This is a genomic window from Devosia sp. 2618, assembly GCF_040546815.1.
Taxonomy (GTDB): Bacteria; Pseudomonadota; Alphaproteobacteria; order Rhizobiales; family Devosiaceae; genus Devosia.
The window spans coordinates 618991-634138 of record NZ_JBEPOO010000001.1 but is presented as its reverse complement, the minus strand read 5'-3'; the positions used below and the strand labels follow the sequence as shown (position 1 = coordinate 634138).

At 62.2% G+C, this 15148-nt stretch carries 15 protein-coding genes; 10 read left to right on the top strand and 5 right to left on the bottom strand.

Features of this window, described 5'->3' with window-relative positions; genetic code table 11:
• Positions 1 to 87 precede the first annotated feature (87 nt).
• Positions 88 to 1233, top strand: coding sequence for a GGDEF domain-containing protein (locus tag ABIE28_RS02995; RefSeq protein WP_354059990.1), 1146 nt, complete (start codon positions 88 to 90; stop codon positions 1231 to 1233).
• Here the strand turns inward: ABIE28_RS02995 and ABIE28_RS02990 are convergent, their stop codons facing one another.
• Complete coding sequence (locus ABIE28_RS02990) at positions 1234 to 1686, bottom strand: GatB/YqeY domain-containing protein (protein WP_354059988.1); 453 nt, start codon at positions 1684 to 1686, stop codon at positions 1234 to 1236. It lies immediately after the preceding gene.
• A gap of 194 nt (positions 1687 to 1880) precedes the next feature.
• Between ABIE28_RS02990 and carA the strand changes: the two genes are divergently transcribed.
• On the top strand, positions 1881 to 3089 hold the full coding sequence (gene carA, locus ABIE28_RS02985) for a glutamine-hydrolyzing carbamoyl-phosphate synthase small subunit (RefSeq protein ID WP_354059986.1): 1209 nt from the start codon (positions 1881 to 1883) through the stop codon (positions 3087 to 3089).
• A gap of 139 nt (positions 3090 to 3228) precedes the next feature.
• On the opposite strand, the gene ypfJ is transcribed toward carA, so the two are convergent.
• Positions 3229 to 4167 carry a KPN_02809 family neutral zinc metallopeptidase gene (ypfJ, locus tag ABIE28_RS02980; RefSeq protein WP_354059984.1) on the bottom strand — a complete coding sequence of 313 codons (939 nt, stop codon included), beginning with the start codon at positions 4165 to 4167 and terminating at the stop codon, positions 3229 to 3231.
• Positions 4168 to 4951: 784 nt separating this feature from the next.
• Between ypfJ and ABIE28_RS02975 the strand changes: the two genes are divergently transcribed.
• Positions 4952 to 6928, top strand: coding sequence for a bifunctional 2',3'-cyclic-nucleotide 2'-phosphodiesterase/3'-nucleotidase (locus tag ABIE28_RS02975; protein ID WP_354059983.1), 1977 nt, complete (start codon positions 4952 to 4954; stop codon positions 6926 to 6928).
• A gap of 67 nt (positions 6929 to 6995) precedes the next feature.
• Entirely contained in the window at positions 6996 to 7979 is a 984-nt protein-coding gene (locus ABIE28_RS02970) for a ribonuclease T2 family protein (RefSeq protein WP_354059981.1), read from the top strand.
• Here the strand turns inward: ABIE28_RS02970 and ABIE28_RS02965 are convergent.
• Complete coding sequence (locus tag ABIE28_RS02965; protein ID WP_502913423.1) at positions 7976 to 8389, bottom strand: MarR family winged helix-turn-helix transcriptional regulator; 414 nt, start codon at positions 8387 to 8389, stop codon at positions 7976 to 7978. The genes ABIE28_RS02970 and ABIE28_RS02965 overlap by 4 nt on opposite strands.
• 144 nt (positions 8390 to 8533) lie before the next feature.
• Between ABIE28_RS02965 and ABIE28_RS02960 the strand changes: the two genes are divergently transcribed.
• On the top strand, positions 8534 to 8971 hold the full coding sequence (locus ABIE28_RS02960) for an organic hydroperoxide resistance protein (RefSeq protein ID WP_354059978.1): 438 nt from the start codon (positions 8534 to 8536) through the stop codon (positions 8969 to 8971).
• Between the two features lie 37 nt (positions 8972 to 9008).
• Here ABIE28_RS02960 and ABIE28_RS02955 read toward each other — a convergent pair whose 3' ends face one another.
• Positions 9009 to 10229: an MFS transporter gene (locus ABIE28_RS02955; RefSeq protein WP_354059976.1), complete on the bottom strand. Its 1221-nt coding sequence runs from the start codon at positions 10227 to 10229 to the stop codon at positions 9009 to 9011.
• 240 nt (positions 10230 to 10469) lie between these two features.
• On the opposite strand from ABIE28_RS02955, the gene ABIE28_RS02950 reads away from it, so the two are divergent.
• The 3 genes from ABIE28_RS02950 to clpS all read left to right on the top strand — a co-directional run bounded on the left by ABIE28_RS02950 (position 10470) and on the right by clpS (position 13145).
• Positions 10470 to 11213 (top strand): ABC transporter ATP-binding protein, encoded by a 744-nt coding sequence (locus tag ABIE28_RS02950; RefSeq protein ID WP_354059974.1) that lies wholly within the window; start codon positions 10470 to 10472, stop codon positions 11211 to 11213.
• A complete protein-coding gene (locus ABIE28_RS02945) occupies positions 11210 to 12736 on the top strand; it encodes a permease (protein ID WP_354059973.1) in 1527 nt (508 codons plus the stop codon). Before ABIE28_RS02950 ends, ABIE28_RS02945 begins: the two co-directional genes overlap by 4 nt.
• Before the next feature lie 103 nt (positions 12737 to 12839).
• Positions 12840 to 13145: an ATP-dependent Clp protease adapter ClpS gene (gene clpS / locus ABIE28_RS02940; protein WP_354059971.1), complete on the top strand. Its 306-nt coding sequence runs from the start codon at positions 12840 to 12842 to the stop codon at positions 13143 to 13145.
• 1 nt (position 13146) lies between these two features.
• Here clpS and ABIE28_RS02935 read toward each other — a convergent pair whose 3' ends face one another.
• Positions 13147 to 13419 carry a DUF2277 domain-containing protein gene (locus ABIE28_RS02935; protein ID WP_354059969.1) on the bottom strand — a complete coding sequence of 91 codons (273 nt, stop codon included), beginning with the start codon at positions 13417 to 13419 and terminating at the stop codon, positions 13147 to 13149.
• Between the two features lie 91 nt (positions 13420 to 13510).
• On the opposite strand from ABIE28_RS02935, the gene ABIE28_RS02930 reads away from it, so the two are divergent.
• Both ABIE28_RS02930 and ABIE28_RS02925 read left to right on the top strand, forming a co-directional pair.
• Positions 13511 to 14617, top strand: a complete 1107-nt coding sequence (locus tag ABIE28_RS02930) for a THUMP domain-containing class I SAM-dependent RNA methyltransferase (protein WP_354059967.1) — start codon at positions 13511 to 13513, stop codon at positions 14615 to 14617.
• Positions 14618 to 14726: 109 nt separating this feature from the next.
• Positions 14727 to 15098: a response regulator gene (locus ABIE28_RS02925; protein ID WP_354059965.1), complete on the top strand. Its 372-nt coding sequence runs from the start codon at positions 14727 to 14729 to the stop codon at positions 15096 to 15098.
• Positions 15099 to 15148: the final 50 nt, after the last annotated feature.

The following is a 15148-nucleotide window of genomic DNA, read 5'->3' as shown; positions in this document are numbered from 1 at the left end:
TTTCAGGGTCTCATTACCGCTAGGAAACTTTTCTTTTCGAGTTTTGCTGCAAACTACTGGCAAAAGCGGGATGAAGCGGGCTGGGCAATGATCGACAACGCATCCTTGGTTTTTGCTCTGGCATTCGCCACGGCCGCGATGATGCTTACGCTGTTCATCAGCTGGCTAAACGCGCGTCAGGATAGCTATCTGCGCAGCTGGGCCGCCGGCATGGCCCTCGTCATCGTCTATCTGGCTGCCTTCGGCATGCTGGGCGACCGCTACGATACAATCGTTCAACTCTCCACATTCAGCATGCTGGTCGCCGGCATGGCGCTGATTTACGTCGGCACCTGCCAGTTCCGCACCGGCATAATTTCGACTGGCTGGTCTTTGGGCCTTGGCACAGCGTCAGTGGCCAGCGTCGCCATTCCGCTGATCTTTGGCTATTCCGGCATCGGCACGATGACGCTGAACCTGTGGTGCGGCATCTTCATGCTGCTGTCGGGCCGCGAGTACTGGCTGGGGCGTAAAGAAGCGCCGCTGCCGCTTATTCTCGGCTCTGCCATTTTCGTGCTTACCAGCCTGTCCTTTTTCGCCTGCTGCATTGTCCTATTGATCGAGGGGCACCTCGTTTTGACCGAGCCACCCAGCAACTGGGCCGAGCAGGTCAATTCCATCATGGCCATTATCGGCGTCACCTGTCTAGGCGCCCTCTCCATTACGATGGGCCAATCGCGCGCTACCCGTCGCCACCGCGATGAAGCCCTGACCGATTCCATGACCGGCCTGCTGAACCGCCGCGCCTTGTTCGATCGCTTCGATGGCAACGAGTTATCTTCGGGTATTGCCGTGCTGATGTTTGATATCGATCACTTTAAGCAGATCAACGACCGTCAGGGCCACGCCGGCGGTGACGCTGTGATCCGTCATTTCGCCCTGATCCTACTGCAGAATCTGCGCCCTGAGGATATCGTTGCCCGTATCGGCGGCGAGGAGTTCTGCGCCATCCTGCCAGCGGCCAATATCGACTATGCCAAATCGGTCGCCGAAAGCGTACGCGCCGATCTTGAGGCATCCCCGGCCGTCACCGCATCGCAGATCATTCTGGCCACCGTCAGCGTGGGCGTCGCCACCAGCGGCGCTGGTGAGTCGTTCTCATCGGTGCTCAATCGCGCCGATGATGGCCTCTACAAGGCCAAGGGCAGCGGCCGCAATCGCGTTGCCGCTACCCCCATGCGTCTTATCGCCTGATCAACCGGCCAGCGCCGCGCGCACCTTGCCGCTTGCCTTGCCGAAATCGATCCGGCCCGGGTAGTCGATCTTGAGCTGGGCAATGACCTTGCCCATGTCCTTGGGGCCTTCGGCACCGCTCGAAACGATGGCGGCAGCAATCGCGGCATCGACTTCTTCGTCCGACAATCCCTTGGGCAGGAACTCGTTGAGGATGTCGATTTCTTCCTTTTCCACCGTGGCGAGGTCGGCGCGACCGGCCTGCGCATAGATGGCAAAGCTCTCTTCGCGCTGCTTGACCATCTTCTGCACGATGGCGAGGATTTCCTCATTGGTCGCTGGCCCGCGATTCTCCTGACGGATCGCGATATCCTTGTCTTTGACGGCCGCGGTAATGGCACGCAGCGTCGCAGTACGCCGCTGATCGCGGGCTTTGAGAGCCGTTTTGAGCTCTTCGCTAAACTGTTCGCGCATGGGTTTTGTCCTCTTGCTATGCGTTTTCTTGGCCCCATATAGGCGCAATAAGCGGCTCGCGCCACTTGCGCTGCCACGCTCAGGCTTCTAAGGAGAGGCCTCAATCGACATCGCAGCGAGAAGCCCGAGGAAAAGTTGCAAGACTTTGCCGGTCTGACCGCGCGAGCACCTGAAACCAACTTTGGAGGCCCACCGTGACCGGCTGGCAGCAATCCCCCGCGACCGCAGTTCTGATTCTGGCAGACGGTACGCGCCTGGAAGGCCGCGGTATCGGCGCAGTGGGTCATGCCGCTGGCGAAGTGTGCTTCAACACCGCCATGACCGGCTACCAGGAAGTGCTGACCGACCCCTCCTATGCGGGCCAGATCATCACCTTCACCTTCCCCCATATCGGCAATGTCGGCGCCAATGACGAAGACATCGAGACGGTCAACATGGCCGCTCTGTCTGGCGTGCGCGGCGTCGTGCTCAAGGCCGACATCACCAACCCATCGAACTATCGCTCGATCGAGAAGCTCGACGCCTGGCTCAAGAAGCGCAACATTGTCGGCATTGCCGGCGTTGACACCCGCGCCCTGACCGCGCTGATCCGCGAGAACGGCATGCCCAACGGCGTCGTCGCCCATGAGCCAACCGGCCAGTTCGACGAAGCCTCGATCAAGGCCGAACTCAATGCCTTCCCCGGCCTTGAGGGTCTCGACCTCGCCAAGGAAGTCACCACTGCCCAGACCTACCACTGGGACCAGACCGGCTGGGTGTGGAACGAAGGCTACGGCACGCTCGACAAGCCAGAATTCCACATCGTCGCAATCGACTACGGCGCCAAGCGCAACATCCTGCGGTGCCTCGCCGATCAGGGCGCCAAGGTGACCGTGGTTCCGGCAACGGCGACCGCTGAAGATGTGCTGTCGCACAATCCGGACGGCATTTTCCTCTCCAACGGCCCCGGCGATCCAGCCGCGACCGGCAAATATGCCGTGCCGACCATCCAGAAGCTGATGAACACCGGCAAGCCCGTGTTCGGCATCTGCCTTGGTCACCAGTTGCTCGGCCTGGCGCTGGGCGGCACCACGTCCAAGATGCATCAGGGCCATCACGGCGCCAACCATCCGGTCAAGGACCTGACCACCGGCAAGGTGGAAATCACCTCGATGAACCACGGCTTTGCCGTGGACAAGGCCAGCCTGCCTGCCGGCGTCACCGAGACCCACATCTCGCTGTTCGACAATTCCAATGCCGGCCTCAGCGTTGACGGCAAGCCGATCTTCTCGGTGCAGTACCACCCCGAAGCCAGCCCCGGCCCACGCGACAGCCACTACCTGTTCACGCGGTTCATGAACCACGTCCGCGCCCAGAAGGGCCTTGAGCAGAAGCCGGAATACGTCGCACCGACTGCGGCCTGATTGGTTCTGGGATAGTTCCCACCCGCTACGCTGTCCTCGGACTTGATCCGAGGACCACTCTCCAAATGCGCAAGCCTGACAGAGGCCCTCGGATCAAGTCCGAGGGCAGCACTGTGCTTGTGGGGAGAGGTGAGAAAACTCAAACATTGCCCGAGAACGTGTCGCAGTCGCCGGGGTTGCCGTTGGCGTAGCCACGTTCGAACCAGGTTTTGCGCTGGGCGGACGTGCCGTGATTGAAGGTCTTTGGCACGGCAAAGCCCTGCATGCGCTTTTGCAGCGTATCGTCGCCGATCTGTTCGGCCGCGTTCAGCGCTTCTTCGATATCGCCGTTGTCGAGCAGATCTTCCTGACCGGCATAATTGGCCCACACACCCGCATAGCAATCGGCCTGTAGCTCGACGCGCACCGAATAGGCATTGGCCTGTTCCGTGCTCATCGACTGGCGACGGCGATTGAACTCGGGCAGCACGCCGGTGATGTTTTGTACGTGGTGGCCGATTTCGTGGGCCAGCACATAGGCCTGCGCGAAATCGCCGGGCGCGCCGAATTCGTCGCGCAGCTGGTCGTAAAAGCTGAGGTCGATGTAAACCTGGCGGTCGCCGGGGCAGTAGAATGGCCCAGTGCTCGCATCTGCGGCGCCGCAGGCGGTGTTGACCGCATTGGTGAACAGCACGACCTTTGGCTCGGGATAATCCTGGTTCTGCTGGGCGAACACCTCGGTCCAGAGGTCTTCGGTTTCCTTGACCACAACGCCGACAAAGCTGCGCAGATCGGCCTGATCGCCGGTCGTCGGCACCTGGCTGGACGACGAGCTGGAGGTCTGCGTCGAGGTCGTGCCGCCATTGGTCAGGATATCGAGCGGGTTCTGGCCCGTCGCAACCCAGATGATGCCCAGCACCACGACGATACCGATCAGGCCACCAATGCCGCCGCGCGAGCCACCGCCGCCACCGGTGGGCAGACGAATACCACCGCCGCCGCGCCCAAATGGACTACCGCCAAAACCGCCGCGAGACCCGCCGCTCTGGCCACGCCGATCATCGATATTCGAGCTTTGCTCGCGCCCGCGCCACTTCATCTATGCAATTCTCCGATTAGCCCCAGACTACCAACAAGCCATACCGATGCAATCGGTTCCGCGAGACATGCGAAAGCCCCGCCTGTGCTGCGGTTGTCATAAAACGAGCGGAGCCCCGAGGCGAGCTTCGCCTCTAAGAATTTGAAAAATGAGACGCAGACCGCCTCGGGGCGCCGGGACTTTACTCGGCAGGCGAGATCGGGACCCCAGCGGATAGCCGTAGCACCCCGCCCGATTGTCGCGTCCGCTCAACCCGAAAGGAAGCGCGACCTCCCCTTCCCCGGCTGTCCCTCCGACCGCCGGTCGCTGCAGCGCCGCTCGTATCTCGGAGAGATGGGGGGGATTGTGCAGCAGATTTTGGCGAGGGGCATAAGAAAGAATACCCCCACCTAGCCTCCCCCTGAAAAGGGGGAGGAATCTGGCCGGTGCGTGGGCGAGATGGTGCTCTTTCTTCACCTCGCCCCTGAGGGGAGAGGTCGGCGCGTAGCGCCGGGTGAGGGGTTCAATGGTCGGCTTGGGCACAGAGAGCTCGCACCACCGCTGAACCCCTCACCCTAACCCTCTCCCCTCAGGGGAGAGGGGACCCGTCCGGCGTGCCCCCAATTTGACCGATCGGTCAAAAGTTCATAGCTTCACCGCGCCGCCGTCATCCCAGCGTCATTTGCTGGCGGCAAGAGCATGTGCGCTCGGTTGAGCGCCTCGCGGGGCCATTGAGGCCCACTGCCCGGGAGCGCGGCGCCCCCGAGCCAATGTTCAGCGATATGAACACCTCTGGGAGACGACAATGAATTTTCTGCCCAAGATTTCTCGACGGACTTTTCTCGCCGGTTCGGCGAGTGTTGGAGCCATGGCCGCCATGCACCCCTTTGCTGCATTGGCGCAGTCCAATCAGGCGCATCTGCGCATCATTGAAACGACGGATCTGCACGTCGCCGTCTTCCCCTATGATTACTATGCCGACGCGCCAAACGACACGATGGGGCTGGCCCGCACCGCCTCGATCATTGAATCGATCCGCGCCGAAGCGGGCAATGCCATGCTGGTCGACAATGGCGACATCATCCAGGGCAATCCGATGGGCGACTACATCGCCTATGAAAAGGGCCTCGATGGCAACGTTCACCCCATTATCGCGGCGATGAACACGCTAGGCTATGAAGCGGCAACGCTGGGCAATCACGAGTTCAACTACGGGCTCGACTATCTCGACAAGGCGCTCGATGGCGCGCAATTCCCCTTCGTTTCGGCCAATCTGGTCAAGGGCGATCTCGCCGCCGATCCGCTGAGCGACGAGACCTATATCCAGCCTTATCTGATCGTCGAAAAGGAACTGACCGACGGTTCCGGCACCAGCCGCACCATCAAGATCGGCATTATCGGCTTCCTGCCGCCCCAGATCATGACCTGGGACGCCGCGCACCTGACCGGCAAGGTCAACACCCGCGATATCGTCGAAACCGCCAATGCCTATGTGCCCAAGATGCGCAAAGAGGGCGCTGATATCATTTTGGCCCTCTCCCATTCCGGCATTGCTGCCGACCAGACGACGGGCGCCGAAAACGCCTCGCTGCAGCTGGCGGGCGTTGACGGCATCGACGTGATCGTCACCGGCCACCAGCATCTGGTTTTCCCCGGCCCCGACTATAAGGACGTCGCCGGCGCCGATATCGACGCGGGCACGCTGGCCGGCAAGCCTGCCGTGATGGCAGGGTTCTGGGGCAGCCATATGGGCCTGATCGACCTGCTGCTGGAACAGGACGCGGACGGCAAATGGAGCGTTGTTTCGCACACATCCGAAGCCCGCCCCATCTCGGAACGCGTCGATGGCAAGGTCTCGGCACTGGTCGAGAGCGACGCCGAAGTCACCGCCGCTGCCGAAGCCGACCACGAGGCAACGCTCGACTATATCCGCCGCCCGGTCGGGGAAACCTCGGCGCCGCTTTATTCCTACTTTGCGCTCGTCGCCGATGACCCATCGGTGCAGATCGTGAGCCAGGCCCAGACCTGGTATATCGAGCAGATGATGAAGGGCACCGAATGGGAAGCCCTGCCGATCCTGTCGGCGGCAGCGCCCTTCAAGTCCGGCGGCCGCGGCGGTCCAGACTACTATACCGACGTGCCGGTCGGCCCTGTGGCGATCAAGAACGTCGCCGATCTCTATCTCTATCCCAACACCATTCAGGCGCTGGTGGTAACAGGAGCCGAGGTCAAGGATTGGCTGGAACGCTCGGCGGGCATTTTCAACCAGATCGAAAAGGGCGCAACCGACGCCGCGCTGATCAATCTGGATTTCCCGTCCTACAATTTCGACATCATCGACGGGGTGACCTACAAGATCGACCTGACCCAGCCCTCGAAGTTTTCGAGCGACGGCAAGGAAGTGACCAATCCCGACGCCAACCGCATCGTCGATCTCGCCTATGACGGCGCACCGATCGATCCGGCGGCCAAGTTTGTCATCGCCTCCAACAACTATCGCGCTGGCGGCGGCGGCTCGTTCCCCGGCACCGGGGCGGACCACATTGTCTTTATCGGCCCCGACACCAACCGCGACATCATCGTGCGCTATATCGTTGAAAACGGCACCATCAACCCGACGGCCGACAGCAATTGGTCGCTCGCCCCGATTGGCGACACCACCGTGCTGTTCGCCACCGGGCCAAAGGCCGCCGCGCACGTCGCCGATGTGACCGCCATCAAGATCGAAACCACCGGCGATACCGACGCGGACGGTTTTGGGCTCTATCGCATCACGCTCTGACCTCTGAGACATTCCAATTTGATAAGGGGGCCGCTATGGCTCCCTTATTGTTTGTAGGGAGACTGGCATGCGGCACCTTCTGGCTTTGCTCGTTCTGGCATTCTTGGCGGTTCCCGCCAGCGCGCAGGTGCCGATGTCGAGCAGCTTTGTTGCCGACAAGGCGTGCCCGGCCTTCCAGTCGATCAACCGCCAGACCAATCCGGGCAATGTGACGCTCAAACCGGGCGAGAGCTATCGGCTGATTGCGGCTAACAAGGCCGAGCCGACCCATTTCCAGCTGGTCATTCCCGGCGCCAGCCCGGATCAGCGCTGGGTGGCGGTCGATTGCGGGCGCGACACCGCTGGCAGCGCGGTGGTCACGCCCACCAAACAGCCCGCCCCTGCCCCGGCCTATCGCGGCACGCAGTATATTCTGGCAGTCAACTGGCAGCCGGCCTTTTGCGAACTCAGCCCGCGCAAGCGCGAGTGCCGCAACCAGCAGGCCGACGACTTTGAAGCCACCAATTTTACCCTGCATGGCCTGTGGCCGCAGCCGCGCAACAACCAGTTCTGCGGCGTGACGGCGCGTGAACGCATGGCCAGCGAAGGCGGCAACTGGTTCGACCTGCCTGATCTCGGCCTCAGCCGCGAATTGCGCGCCGAAGTCGATATGGTGATGCCTGGCAGCCTGTCTGGGCTGGACCGCCACGAATGGACCAAGCATGGCACCTGCTACAGCGCCTCGCCCGAAACGTATTATACCGACGCCATGTTGCTGATGACCGCGCTCAACGACTCGCGGGTGGCAGAACTGTTCGCCTCCAATATCGGTCGCAAGATCACCCTGCGTCAGGTGCGGCAGGCGTTTGACGACAGTTTTGGCAGGGGCGCTGGCGACCGCGTCAGCATGGACTGCGCGCCGGACGGCAACCGCATCATCATCACGGAACTGAGCATCGGCATTACCGGGGATATTCGCAGCCCCGATGATTTCGACGCGCTGATCCTGGCGGCTGATCCGGTCAATAGCGGGTGTAGCTCGGGGCTGGTTGATGCGGTGGGGCTGCGCTAAAGCGCTGAGCTGGCATCCAGCCGTTCGCGCAGCTGGTGCAGGCTTTCGCGGAGGACGGCTGCTTCATCCATGCCGACGCCGAGGGCGGACCCGACAGCCAGGGGCACGGCGAGCGCTTTGGCGCGCATGGCCTGACCTTCCTCGGTCAGAAAGATCCGCACCAGCCGTTCATCCTGCTCATCGCGCTGGCGGCGGACCAGGCTGCGGGCTTCGAGGCGTTTGATCAGGGGCGTAATCGTGCCGGAATCGAGGAACAATTTCTCGCCCAGCGCCTTAACCGTAAGACCGTCCGCTTCCCAGAGCACGAGAAACGCTAGGTATTGCGGATAGGTCAGGCCCAGCGCGTCGAGGCGCGGCTTGTAAAAGCGCGTAAAGGCATGCCCCGCCGCATAGACGGCAAAGCACAGCATGGAATCGAGCTTGAGAGGATCAGCCTTGCTCACCGCGAGCCTCCGGGAAAAATCGTTGAACCGATTATGATTCATTTTTCAATTGTGCGCAATTGAATTGCGCGCTACTAAATCGCTCGAACCTGCGTAACCAAGGAGCTTACCATGTCGATCAAAGCAGCAGTTTATACCGCTCACGCCCACACCACTGGCGGCCGCACCGGCACCAGCGCGACCGATGACGGTCGCCTGTCGGTAACGCTCGATACGCCAAAGGAAATGGGCGGCAATGGCGGCGCAGGCACCAATCCAGAGCAGCTGTTCGCAGCCGGTTACTCGGCCTGCTTCCTGGGCGCGCTGAAGGCCGTCGCCCGCGGCGAAAAGGTCAAGATTCCAGACGATGCCAGCATCGACGCATCCGTCTCATTCGGCGAAAACGCCAATGAAGGCGCCAAGGGCTTCAATATCGCCGTCGAGCTCAAGGTGAACCTGCCCGGCTTCGAAAAGGCGCAGGCCGAAGATCTGGTGCACAAGGCCCACGAAGTCTGCCCCTACTCGAACGCCACACGCGGCAATGTCGACGTCAAGCTGACTGTCGCCTAAAGCAAAAAAGGCGGGCGTTGCGGCGCCCGCCTCTTTTCTATTCCGCAGGCTGCGGAGCGATATCGAGTGGCTGCCAGCGCTTGTCGAGCAGCACCGAGATGATGAACAGTATCAGGCCGCCAAGCGCCAGAACAGCGCCCACCGGACCCGTCGACGCCCAGCCGAAACCGGCCGCGATCGACAAACCACCAAACAAAGCACCCAGCGCATTGCCGATATTGAACGCGGCGTGATTGAGCGTCGCGGCCAGCGTCTGGCCGTCCTCCGCCACATCCATCAGCCGGGTCTGCAAAGCCGTGCCGATGGCGACGGTGAAGCCAACCAGCAGCACGCTGATCGAGGCCGACAGCCAGAACTGCGCCGTCCATGGAATGACCGCAAGGCTGATGACGTTAAACACCAGCATGCCGCCAATGGTCGGCATCAGCGCCTTGTCGGCCATGGCTGCGCCCAGAATATTGCCCAGCGTCATGCCGACGCCAAACAGCGCCAGGATCAGGGGCACCCAGACCATCGGCACCTGCGCGACTTCGGTCAGCAGCGGCACGACATAGGTGAAGACCGAGAACATGCCGCCGCAGCCCACAGCCGCGATGCCCAACGTCAGCCAGACCTGCGGGCGCTTGAGGGCACCCAGTTCGCGCAGCGGGCTCGCGCCCTCGGCAATCTGGATCTGTGGCACGAAACGGACGATCATCAGCAGCGCCAGAACGCCGATCAGGCCAACGCCGGCAAAAGTCGGCCGCCAGCCCATATATTGGCCGAGCCAGGTGGCCAGCGGCATGCCGATCAGGGTGGCAAGGGTAAGGCCCAGCATCACCCGGCCAACAGCGCGGGCGCGGTAGCCGACATCAACCATCGAGGCGGCGATCAGCGCAGCAATGCCGAAATAGGCGCCATGCGGCAGGCCGGCGAGGAAGCGCAGGCCGATCAGCGACAAGTAGTCAGGGGCAACGGCGCTGCCGAAATTGCCCAGCGCGAACAGGGCCATCAGCCACAGCATCAAAGGCTTGCGCGGGGCCTTGGCAAACAGCACGGCAAACAGCGGCGCGCCGACGACCACGCCCAGCGCATAGGCGCTGATCACATGGCCCGCTTCTGGCTCAGAAATGACCATATCGGCGGCCAGATTGGGCAACAGACCCATGATGGCGAACTCGCCGGTGCCAATGCCAAACGAGCCAATCGCCATCGCCAAAACGGCGAGCTTGGTGTTTCGGTCACCCAGACCGAGGACAGGAAAACTGGCGGCTGTCATGGATGGCTCCAAGGCGCACGCGCGGCTCCTGCCAGAACATTGGCGGCCGCAGCGTTGGGACAACAATCCCGAGATTGAAAGTATCCCGATAAGCTAAAATGTTAGCGCTTCGCCCGCAATCACACTTTATGCAGGGCCGACCTGCAAAAATGGCGTCATACCAAAATCTTAACGCTGCAGATTCACCGCTGGGAAAGGCCGCTACAGTAGGGTGCGACGACCATTTGCCGGAGCGTCTGCATGACCGTCCCTGCCCTCGCCATTTCCAATCTGAGCAAGCGTTTTGACCGTCCGGTGGTCAATGATCTGGATCTGACGATCAGGGCAGGCGAGTTTTACGCCCTGCTGGGCCCCAATGGCGCGGGCAAAACCACAATCTTGCGCATGGTTGCCGGGCTGTTGCAGCCCGATGCGGGCGAGATTTCCATTTTCGGCATCGATGCGCGGCGCGACCCCATCGCGGCCAAGCGCATCGTGGCCTGGGTCTCGGACGAACCCATGGTCTATGACCGGCTGACGCCGCTCGAATATCTCGAATTTGTCGCCGGTCTCTGGCAGATCGACGCGCGCCGCGCTGAAACACAGGCCAATGAGCTGATCGACTGGCTGGGCCTGCGCCCACACGCCAACGAGCTGTGCGGCGGCTTTTCCAAGGGCATGCTGCAAAAGGTGGCTCTGGCCGGGGCGCTGGTGCATGACCCCAAACTGATCATTCTCGATGAGCCACTGACCGGGCTTGATGCGGGCTCGGCGCGGCAGGTCAAGGACGTGTTGCTCGGCAAGGTCCGCGATGGCGTGACCGTCATCATGACCACCCATATTCTCGAAGTCGCCGAACGCATGGCCGAGCGCATCGGCGTCATCACCGGTGGTCGCCTGATCGCCGAAGGCACGCTGGCCGAGTTGCGCAGCCGCATCGGGCGCGAGTCGAGCCTTGAAGACATTTTCCTCGACCTCGTCGCACAGGGCACGGAAGCGGCATGAGCACCCCAGCCTCGCTGACCTGGTTCGCCCGCCACGAACTCAATCTGGCCTGGCGCGAATGGGTGTCCATGATGACCGGCGGCCGCCGCGCCAAGGGCGTCGGGCTCGCCATCTTCATGCTCTGCGTCATCGCGCTGCTGCACCTGATGGCTTTCGGCCTCGTATCGCCCTGGGTTGCCAGCGGTGTCGTGCCGGACAAGGCGACGCTGGTACTGCTGAGCGGCATGGGATTGTTGTTCTGGACGGTGATGCTGTCGCAGGCGCTCGAATCGGTGACGCGGGTCTATTACGCCCGCTCGGACCTTGATCTGATCCTGTCATCGCCCGCCTCATCCAGCCGGTTATTTGCCGTACGCACCGCTTCGGTGGCGCTGTCCACCGTGCTGCTGACCGGCCTGCTGGCGAGCCCGCTGATCAATATGCTGGCCATTCTCGATGGCCCGAAATGGCTGGCCGCCTATGGCGTGGTGATCGCCCTGGGTTCGCTCTCGACTGCCATTGCCGTGGCCATCACCATCACCCTGTTCCGCTTTGTCGGCCCCAAGCAGACGCGGCTGATCGCCCAGATCGTCGCGGCGCTGGTTGGCGCCGGGTTTGTCATCGGCATTCAGGCCGCCGCGATCCTTTATTATGGCAACATGTCCCGCTTTTCGCTGTTCCAGTCGGCCGATTTCATCGCTGCCGCGCCGGGCGTTGAAAGCTGGGTCTGGATACCGGCCCGCGCCGTGATGGGTGACCTCGGGGAATCGTTGGCGCTGCTGGTCATCGGCCTTGGCGCGCTTGGCGTCACCATTGCCGTCACTGCCTCGAGCTATGGCCACCACGCCATTTCGGCTGCCGGGCTCAACCATGTTCGCAGCCAGCGGCGTCCCTCGACCCGCCCGTTCCGATCGGGTTCGCAGCGCCACGTGTTGCGCATCAAGGAATGGAGGCTGCTGCAGCGCGATCCGTGGCTGCTGTCGCAAACGCTGATGCAGATCCTTTATCTGCTGCCGCCTGCTTTGCTGCTCTGGATGAACTTTGGCGATCATGCCGGGGCGTTTGTCGTGGTCGTGCCCGTGCTGGTGATGGCGGCTGGGCAACTGGCGGGCGGTCTCGCCTGGCTCGCGATTTCCGGCGAAGACGCCCATGATCTGGTGGTGACCGCGCCGGTTTCGCCGCGCACAGTGTTGATCGCCAAGATCGAGGCTGTGCTGATCGTCATCGCGGCAGTACTGGCGCCCCTGCTGTTGCTGATGGCCTTTACCGACCCCTATATGGCGCTGATCACCCTGCTCTGTGCTGCGCTGTCAGCCGGTTCGGCCACCGCAATCCAGCTGTGGTTCCGTGTCGTCGCCAAGCGCTCGATGTTCCGCCGCCGTCAGGTCGCCTCGCGCGCCGCCACGCTCAGCGAGGCCTTTGCCTCGATCATGTGGGCGGGCACGGGGGCACTTTTGGCAGCGGGATCGTTCCTCGCCATTGCCCCGGCCATCGTTGCGATTTTCGTGCTGGGCCTTGCCAAACTGATCAGCCCGCGCCGCTAGCACCAGATTGTCACTTGACCCGGCGGGGTCGATTTTGCTTCCCTGAGCATCAGGCAGTGCCCGCTTGTTCAATGCGCCTGCCCTTTCGCCCTGGAGGCGACCAATGGCTGACACCAATACAAAACCCCGCACGGCCACCGTGCTCAAAACTGCACGCCCGCCGCTGCACAAGGTGATCCTCGTCAACGACGATTTTACCCCGCGCGAATTCGTCGTGCGGCTGCTCAAGGACGAGTTCCGCGTGCCCGAGGCGCAGGCCAATGTCATCATGATGACCGCGCACACCAAGGGCGCCTGCGTCGTTGCCGTGTTCACCAAGGAAATAGCCGACGAAAAGGCGACCCGCGCGACCGATTATGCCCACCAGCACGGATTTCCGCTGCTGTTTACCACCGAGCCCGAGGAATAGGTCAGGCGGTGCCAAAGCGGAGTTTGGAGCGCTCCTTGTGCTTGGCCGCCTCGATCTCGCGATCCTTGGGCGGCGCGCTGGTATCGAGCGAAGCCAAGAGCTTCCGCACGATCTTTTCGACGTCTTCAACCGCCTCGTGAAACGCCGCTTCATTGGCCTTTGAGGGCGTGTTGTAGCCGGAAATCTTGCGCACGAACTGCAGCGCCGCATCATGCATTTCGTTGCGCGAGGCGGGTGGCTCAAAGTTGAACAGCGGCTTGATGTTGCGGCACATGGCAATTCTCCGTCTGAAGGAAACGCTACAGCATCGTCTTGGTTTCCCGCCAGCCATTGCTCCGCCGCCCCGCGCAAGCTAGTGCTGCGCCATGACCGAGCCAGCCCCATTTGAAATCTACCTCGTCGCCACGCCGGGGCTTGAAGCCCCGCTTTGCGAGGAGGCCCGCGCTGTCGGCTTTGCGCAAGCCAAGGTCGTCGACGGCGGCGTGGCCTTTGAAGGCGGCTGGCCCGATGTGTGGAAGGCCAATCTCGAACTGCGCGGCGCCACCCGTGTGCTGGCGCGGATGGCAAGCTTTCGTGCCATGCATCTGGCCCAACTCGACAAGCGGGCGCGCAAGGTGGAGTGGGCGAGCTTCCTGCGGCCGGATGTGCCGGTCAAGGTCGAAGCCAGCTGCAAGCGGTCGCGCATCTATCATGCCGGGGCCGCCAGCCAGCGCGCCGCCAATGCCATAGCCGAAGAACTCGGCGCGCCGATCAGCGACGAAGCCGAGCTGCGCGTGATGGTGCGCATCGAGGACGACATGGTGACCGTCAGCGTCGATACGACGGGCGAGTCGCTGCACAAGCGGGGCTTCAAGGAAGCCGTCAACAAGGCGCCGATGCGCGAGACCATGGCCGCGATGTTTTTGCGCCAATGCGGGTTCGACGGCACCCAGACGGTGTTCGACCCGATGTGCGGCTCGGGCACGTTCGTCATCGAGGCGGCCGAGATTGCCCTCGGCCTCAAGCCCGGCCGCGAGCGCCAGTTTGCGTTCGAGCAGTTGCGTGGTTTTGACGCCAAGGTCTGGGAAAAGCTCCGCGCACCGACAGAGCCGCGCACCACCACCGCCCGCTTCTACGGCTCGGATCGTGACGCCGGCGCCATCCGCATGAGCCAGGAAAACGCCATTCGCGCTGGCGTGGCCGATCTGGTGGAGTTCGAGCAGAATAGCGTTGAAACGCTGGAGCCGCTCGATGCGCCGCCCGGCATCATCATCATCAACCCGCCCTATGGCAACCGCATCGGCAGCAAGGCGCCGCTATTGGGGCTCTATCGCTCGCTGGGCAATGTGCTCAAAGCCAAATTCCCCGGCTGGCGCGTCGGCATCATCACCACAGACAAGGAACTGGCCAAGGCGACCGGACTGGGCCTCGAACTGGTCGAACCAACCGTGCTGCATGGCGGCCTGCGCGTGGGCCTGTGGCGCTCCAAATAGCGCCAGTTTGAACCAAATTCTAACTATGACTCCGGGCCAACCCTGCCATGCAGCAACTTTAACCCTTCTGCGGTACTTCTATCTGTCGTGATAGACGTGAGGTTTGACCGTGTCCGGGATTTCTAGGGTTCTTGTTGTTGAAGATCAGGCGATGCTTTTGCTCGACCTGGTGGACAATCTCGAAGATCACGGCATCGCGGCCCTGCCCGTCGCGACCGCCGATACCGCTGCGCAGCACCTGCCAACCGCCCAGATCGACGCGCTGATCACCGATATCGAAATGCCCGGCACCATGAACGGCCTCGACTTGGCCTGGCGCTTTGCCCAGCAAAAGCCAGGCCTGCCCATCGTGATCGTCTCGGGCGGTGTCCGCCCGACCCCGGCACAATTGCCGCCCGGCGCCGTCTTCGTACAAAAGCCATACAGCATCGATCAGGTGCTGGAAGGTTTGGCGTGTCAGCTTTGGGCCCATGCCGCCTAGGCTTAAAAGCGCCTAAGCTGTTTAAGCATCACCAGATGCGTGCGTATGGG

Bases quoted from the DNA above. Each gene is read 5' to 3' on its own strand.
- ABIE28_RS02995 (WP_354059990.1), top strand. From the start codon at position 88: ATGATCGACAACGCATCCTTGGTTTTTGCTCTGGCATTCGCCACGGCC.
- ABIE28_RS02990 (WP_354059988.1), bottom strand. From the start codon at position 1,686: ATGCGCGAACAGTTTAGCGAAGAGCTCAAAACGGCTCTCAAAGCCCGC.
- ypfJ (WP_354059984.1), bottom strand. From the start codon at position 4,167: ATGAAGTGGCGCGGGCGCGAGCAAAGCTCGAATATCGATGATCGGCGT.
- ABIE28_RS02975 (WP_354059983.1), top strand. From the start codon at position 4,952: ATGAATTTTCTGCCCAAGATTTCTCGACGGACTTTTCTCGCCGGTTCG.
- ABIE28_RS02970 (WP_354059981.1), top strand. From the start codon at position 6,996: ATGCGGCACCTTCTGGCTTTGCTCGTTCTGGCATTCTTGGCGGTTCCC.
- ABIE28_RS02965 (WP_502913423.1), bottom strand. From the start codon at position 8,389: ATGCTGTGCTTTGCCGTCTATGCGGCGGGGCATGCCTTTACGCGCTTT.
- ABIE28_RS02960 (WP_354059978.1), top strand. From the start codon at position 8,534: ATGTCGATCAAAGCAGCAGTTTATACCGCTCACGCCCACACCACTGGC.
- ABIE28_RS02955 (WP_354059976.1), bottom strand. From the start codon at position 10,229: ATGACAGCCGCCAGTTTTCCTGTCCTCGGTCTGGGTGACCGAAACACC.
- ABIE28_RS02950 (WP_354059974.1), top strand. From the start codon at position 10,470: ATGACCGTCCCTGCCCTCGCCATTTCCAATCTGAGCAAGCGTTTTGAC.
- ABIE28_RS02945 (WP_354059973.1), top strand. From the start codon at position 11,210: ATGAGCACCCCAGCCTCGCTGACCTGGTTCGCCCGCCACGAACTCAAT.
- clpS (WP_354059971.1), top strand. From the start codon at position 12,840: ATGGCTGACACCAATACAAAACCCCGCACGGCCACCGTGCTCAAAACT.
- ABIE28_RS02935 (WP_354059969.1), bottom strand. From the start codon at position 13,419: ATGTGCCGCAACATCAAGCCGCTGTTCAACTTTGAGCCACCCGCCTCG.
- ABIE28_RS02930 (WP_354059967.1), top strand. From the start codon at position 13,511: ATGACCGAGCCAGCCCCATTTGAAATCTACCTCGTCGCCACGCCGGGG.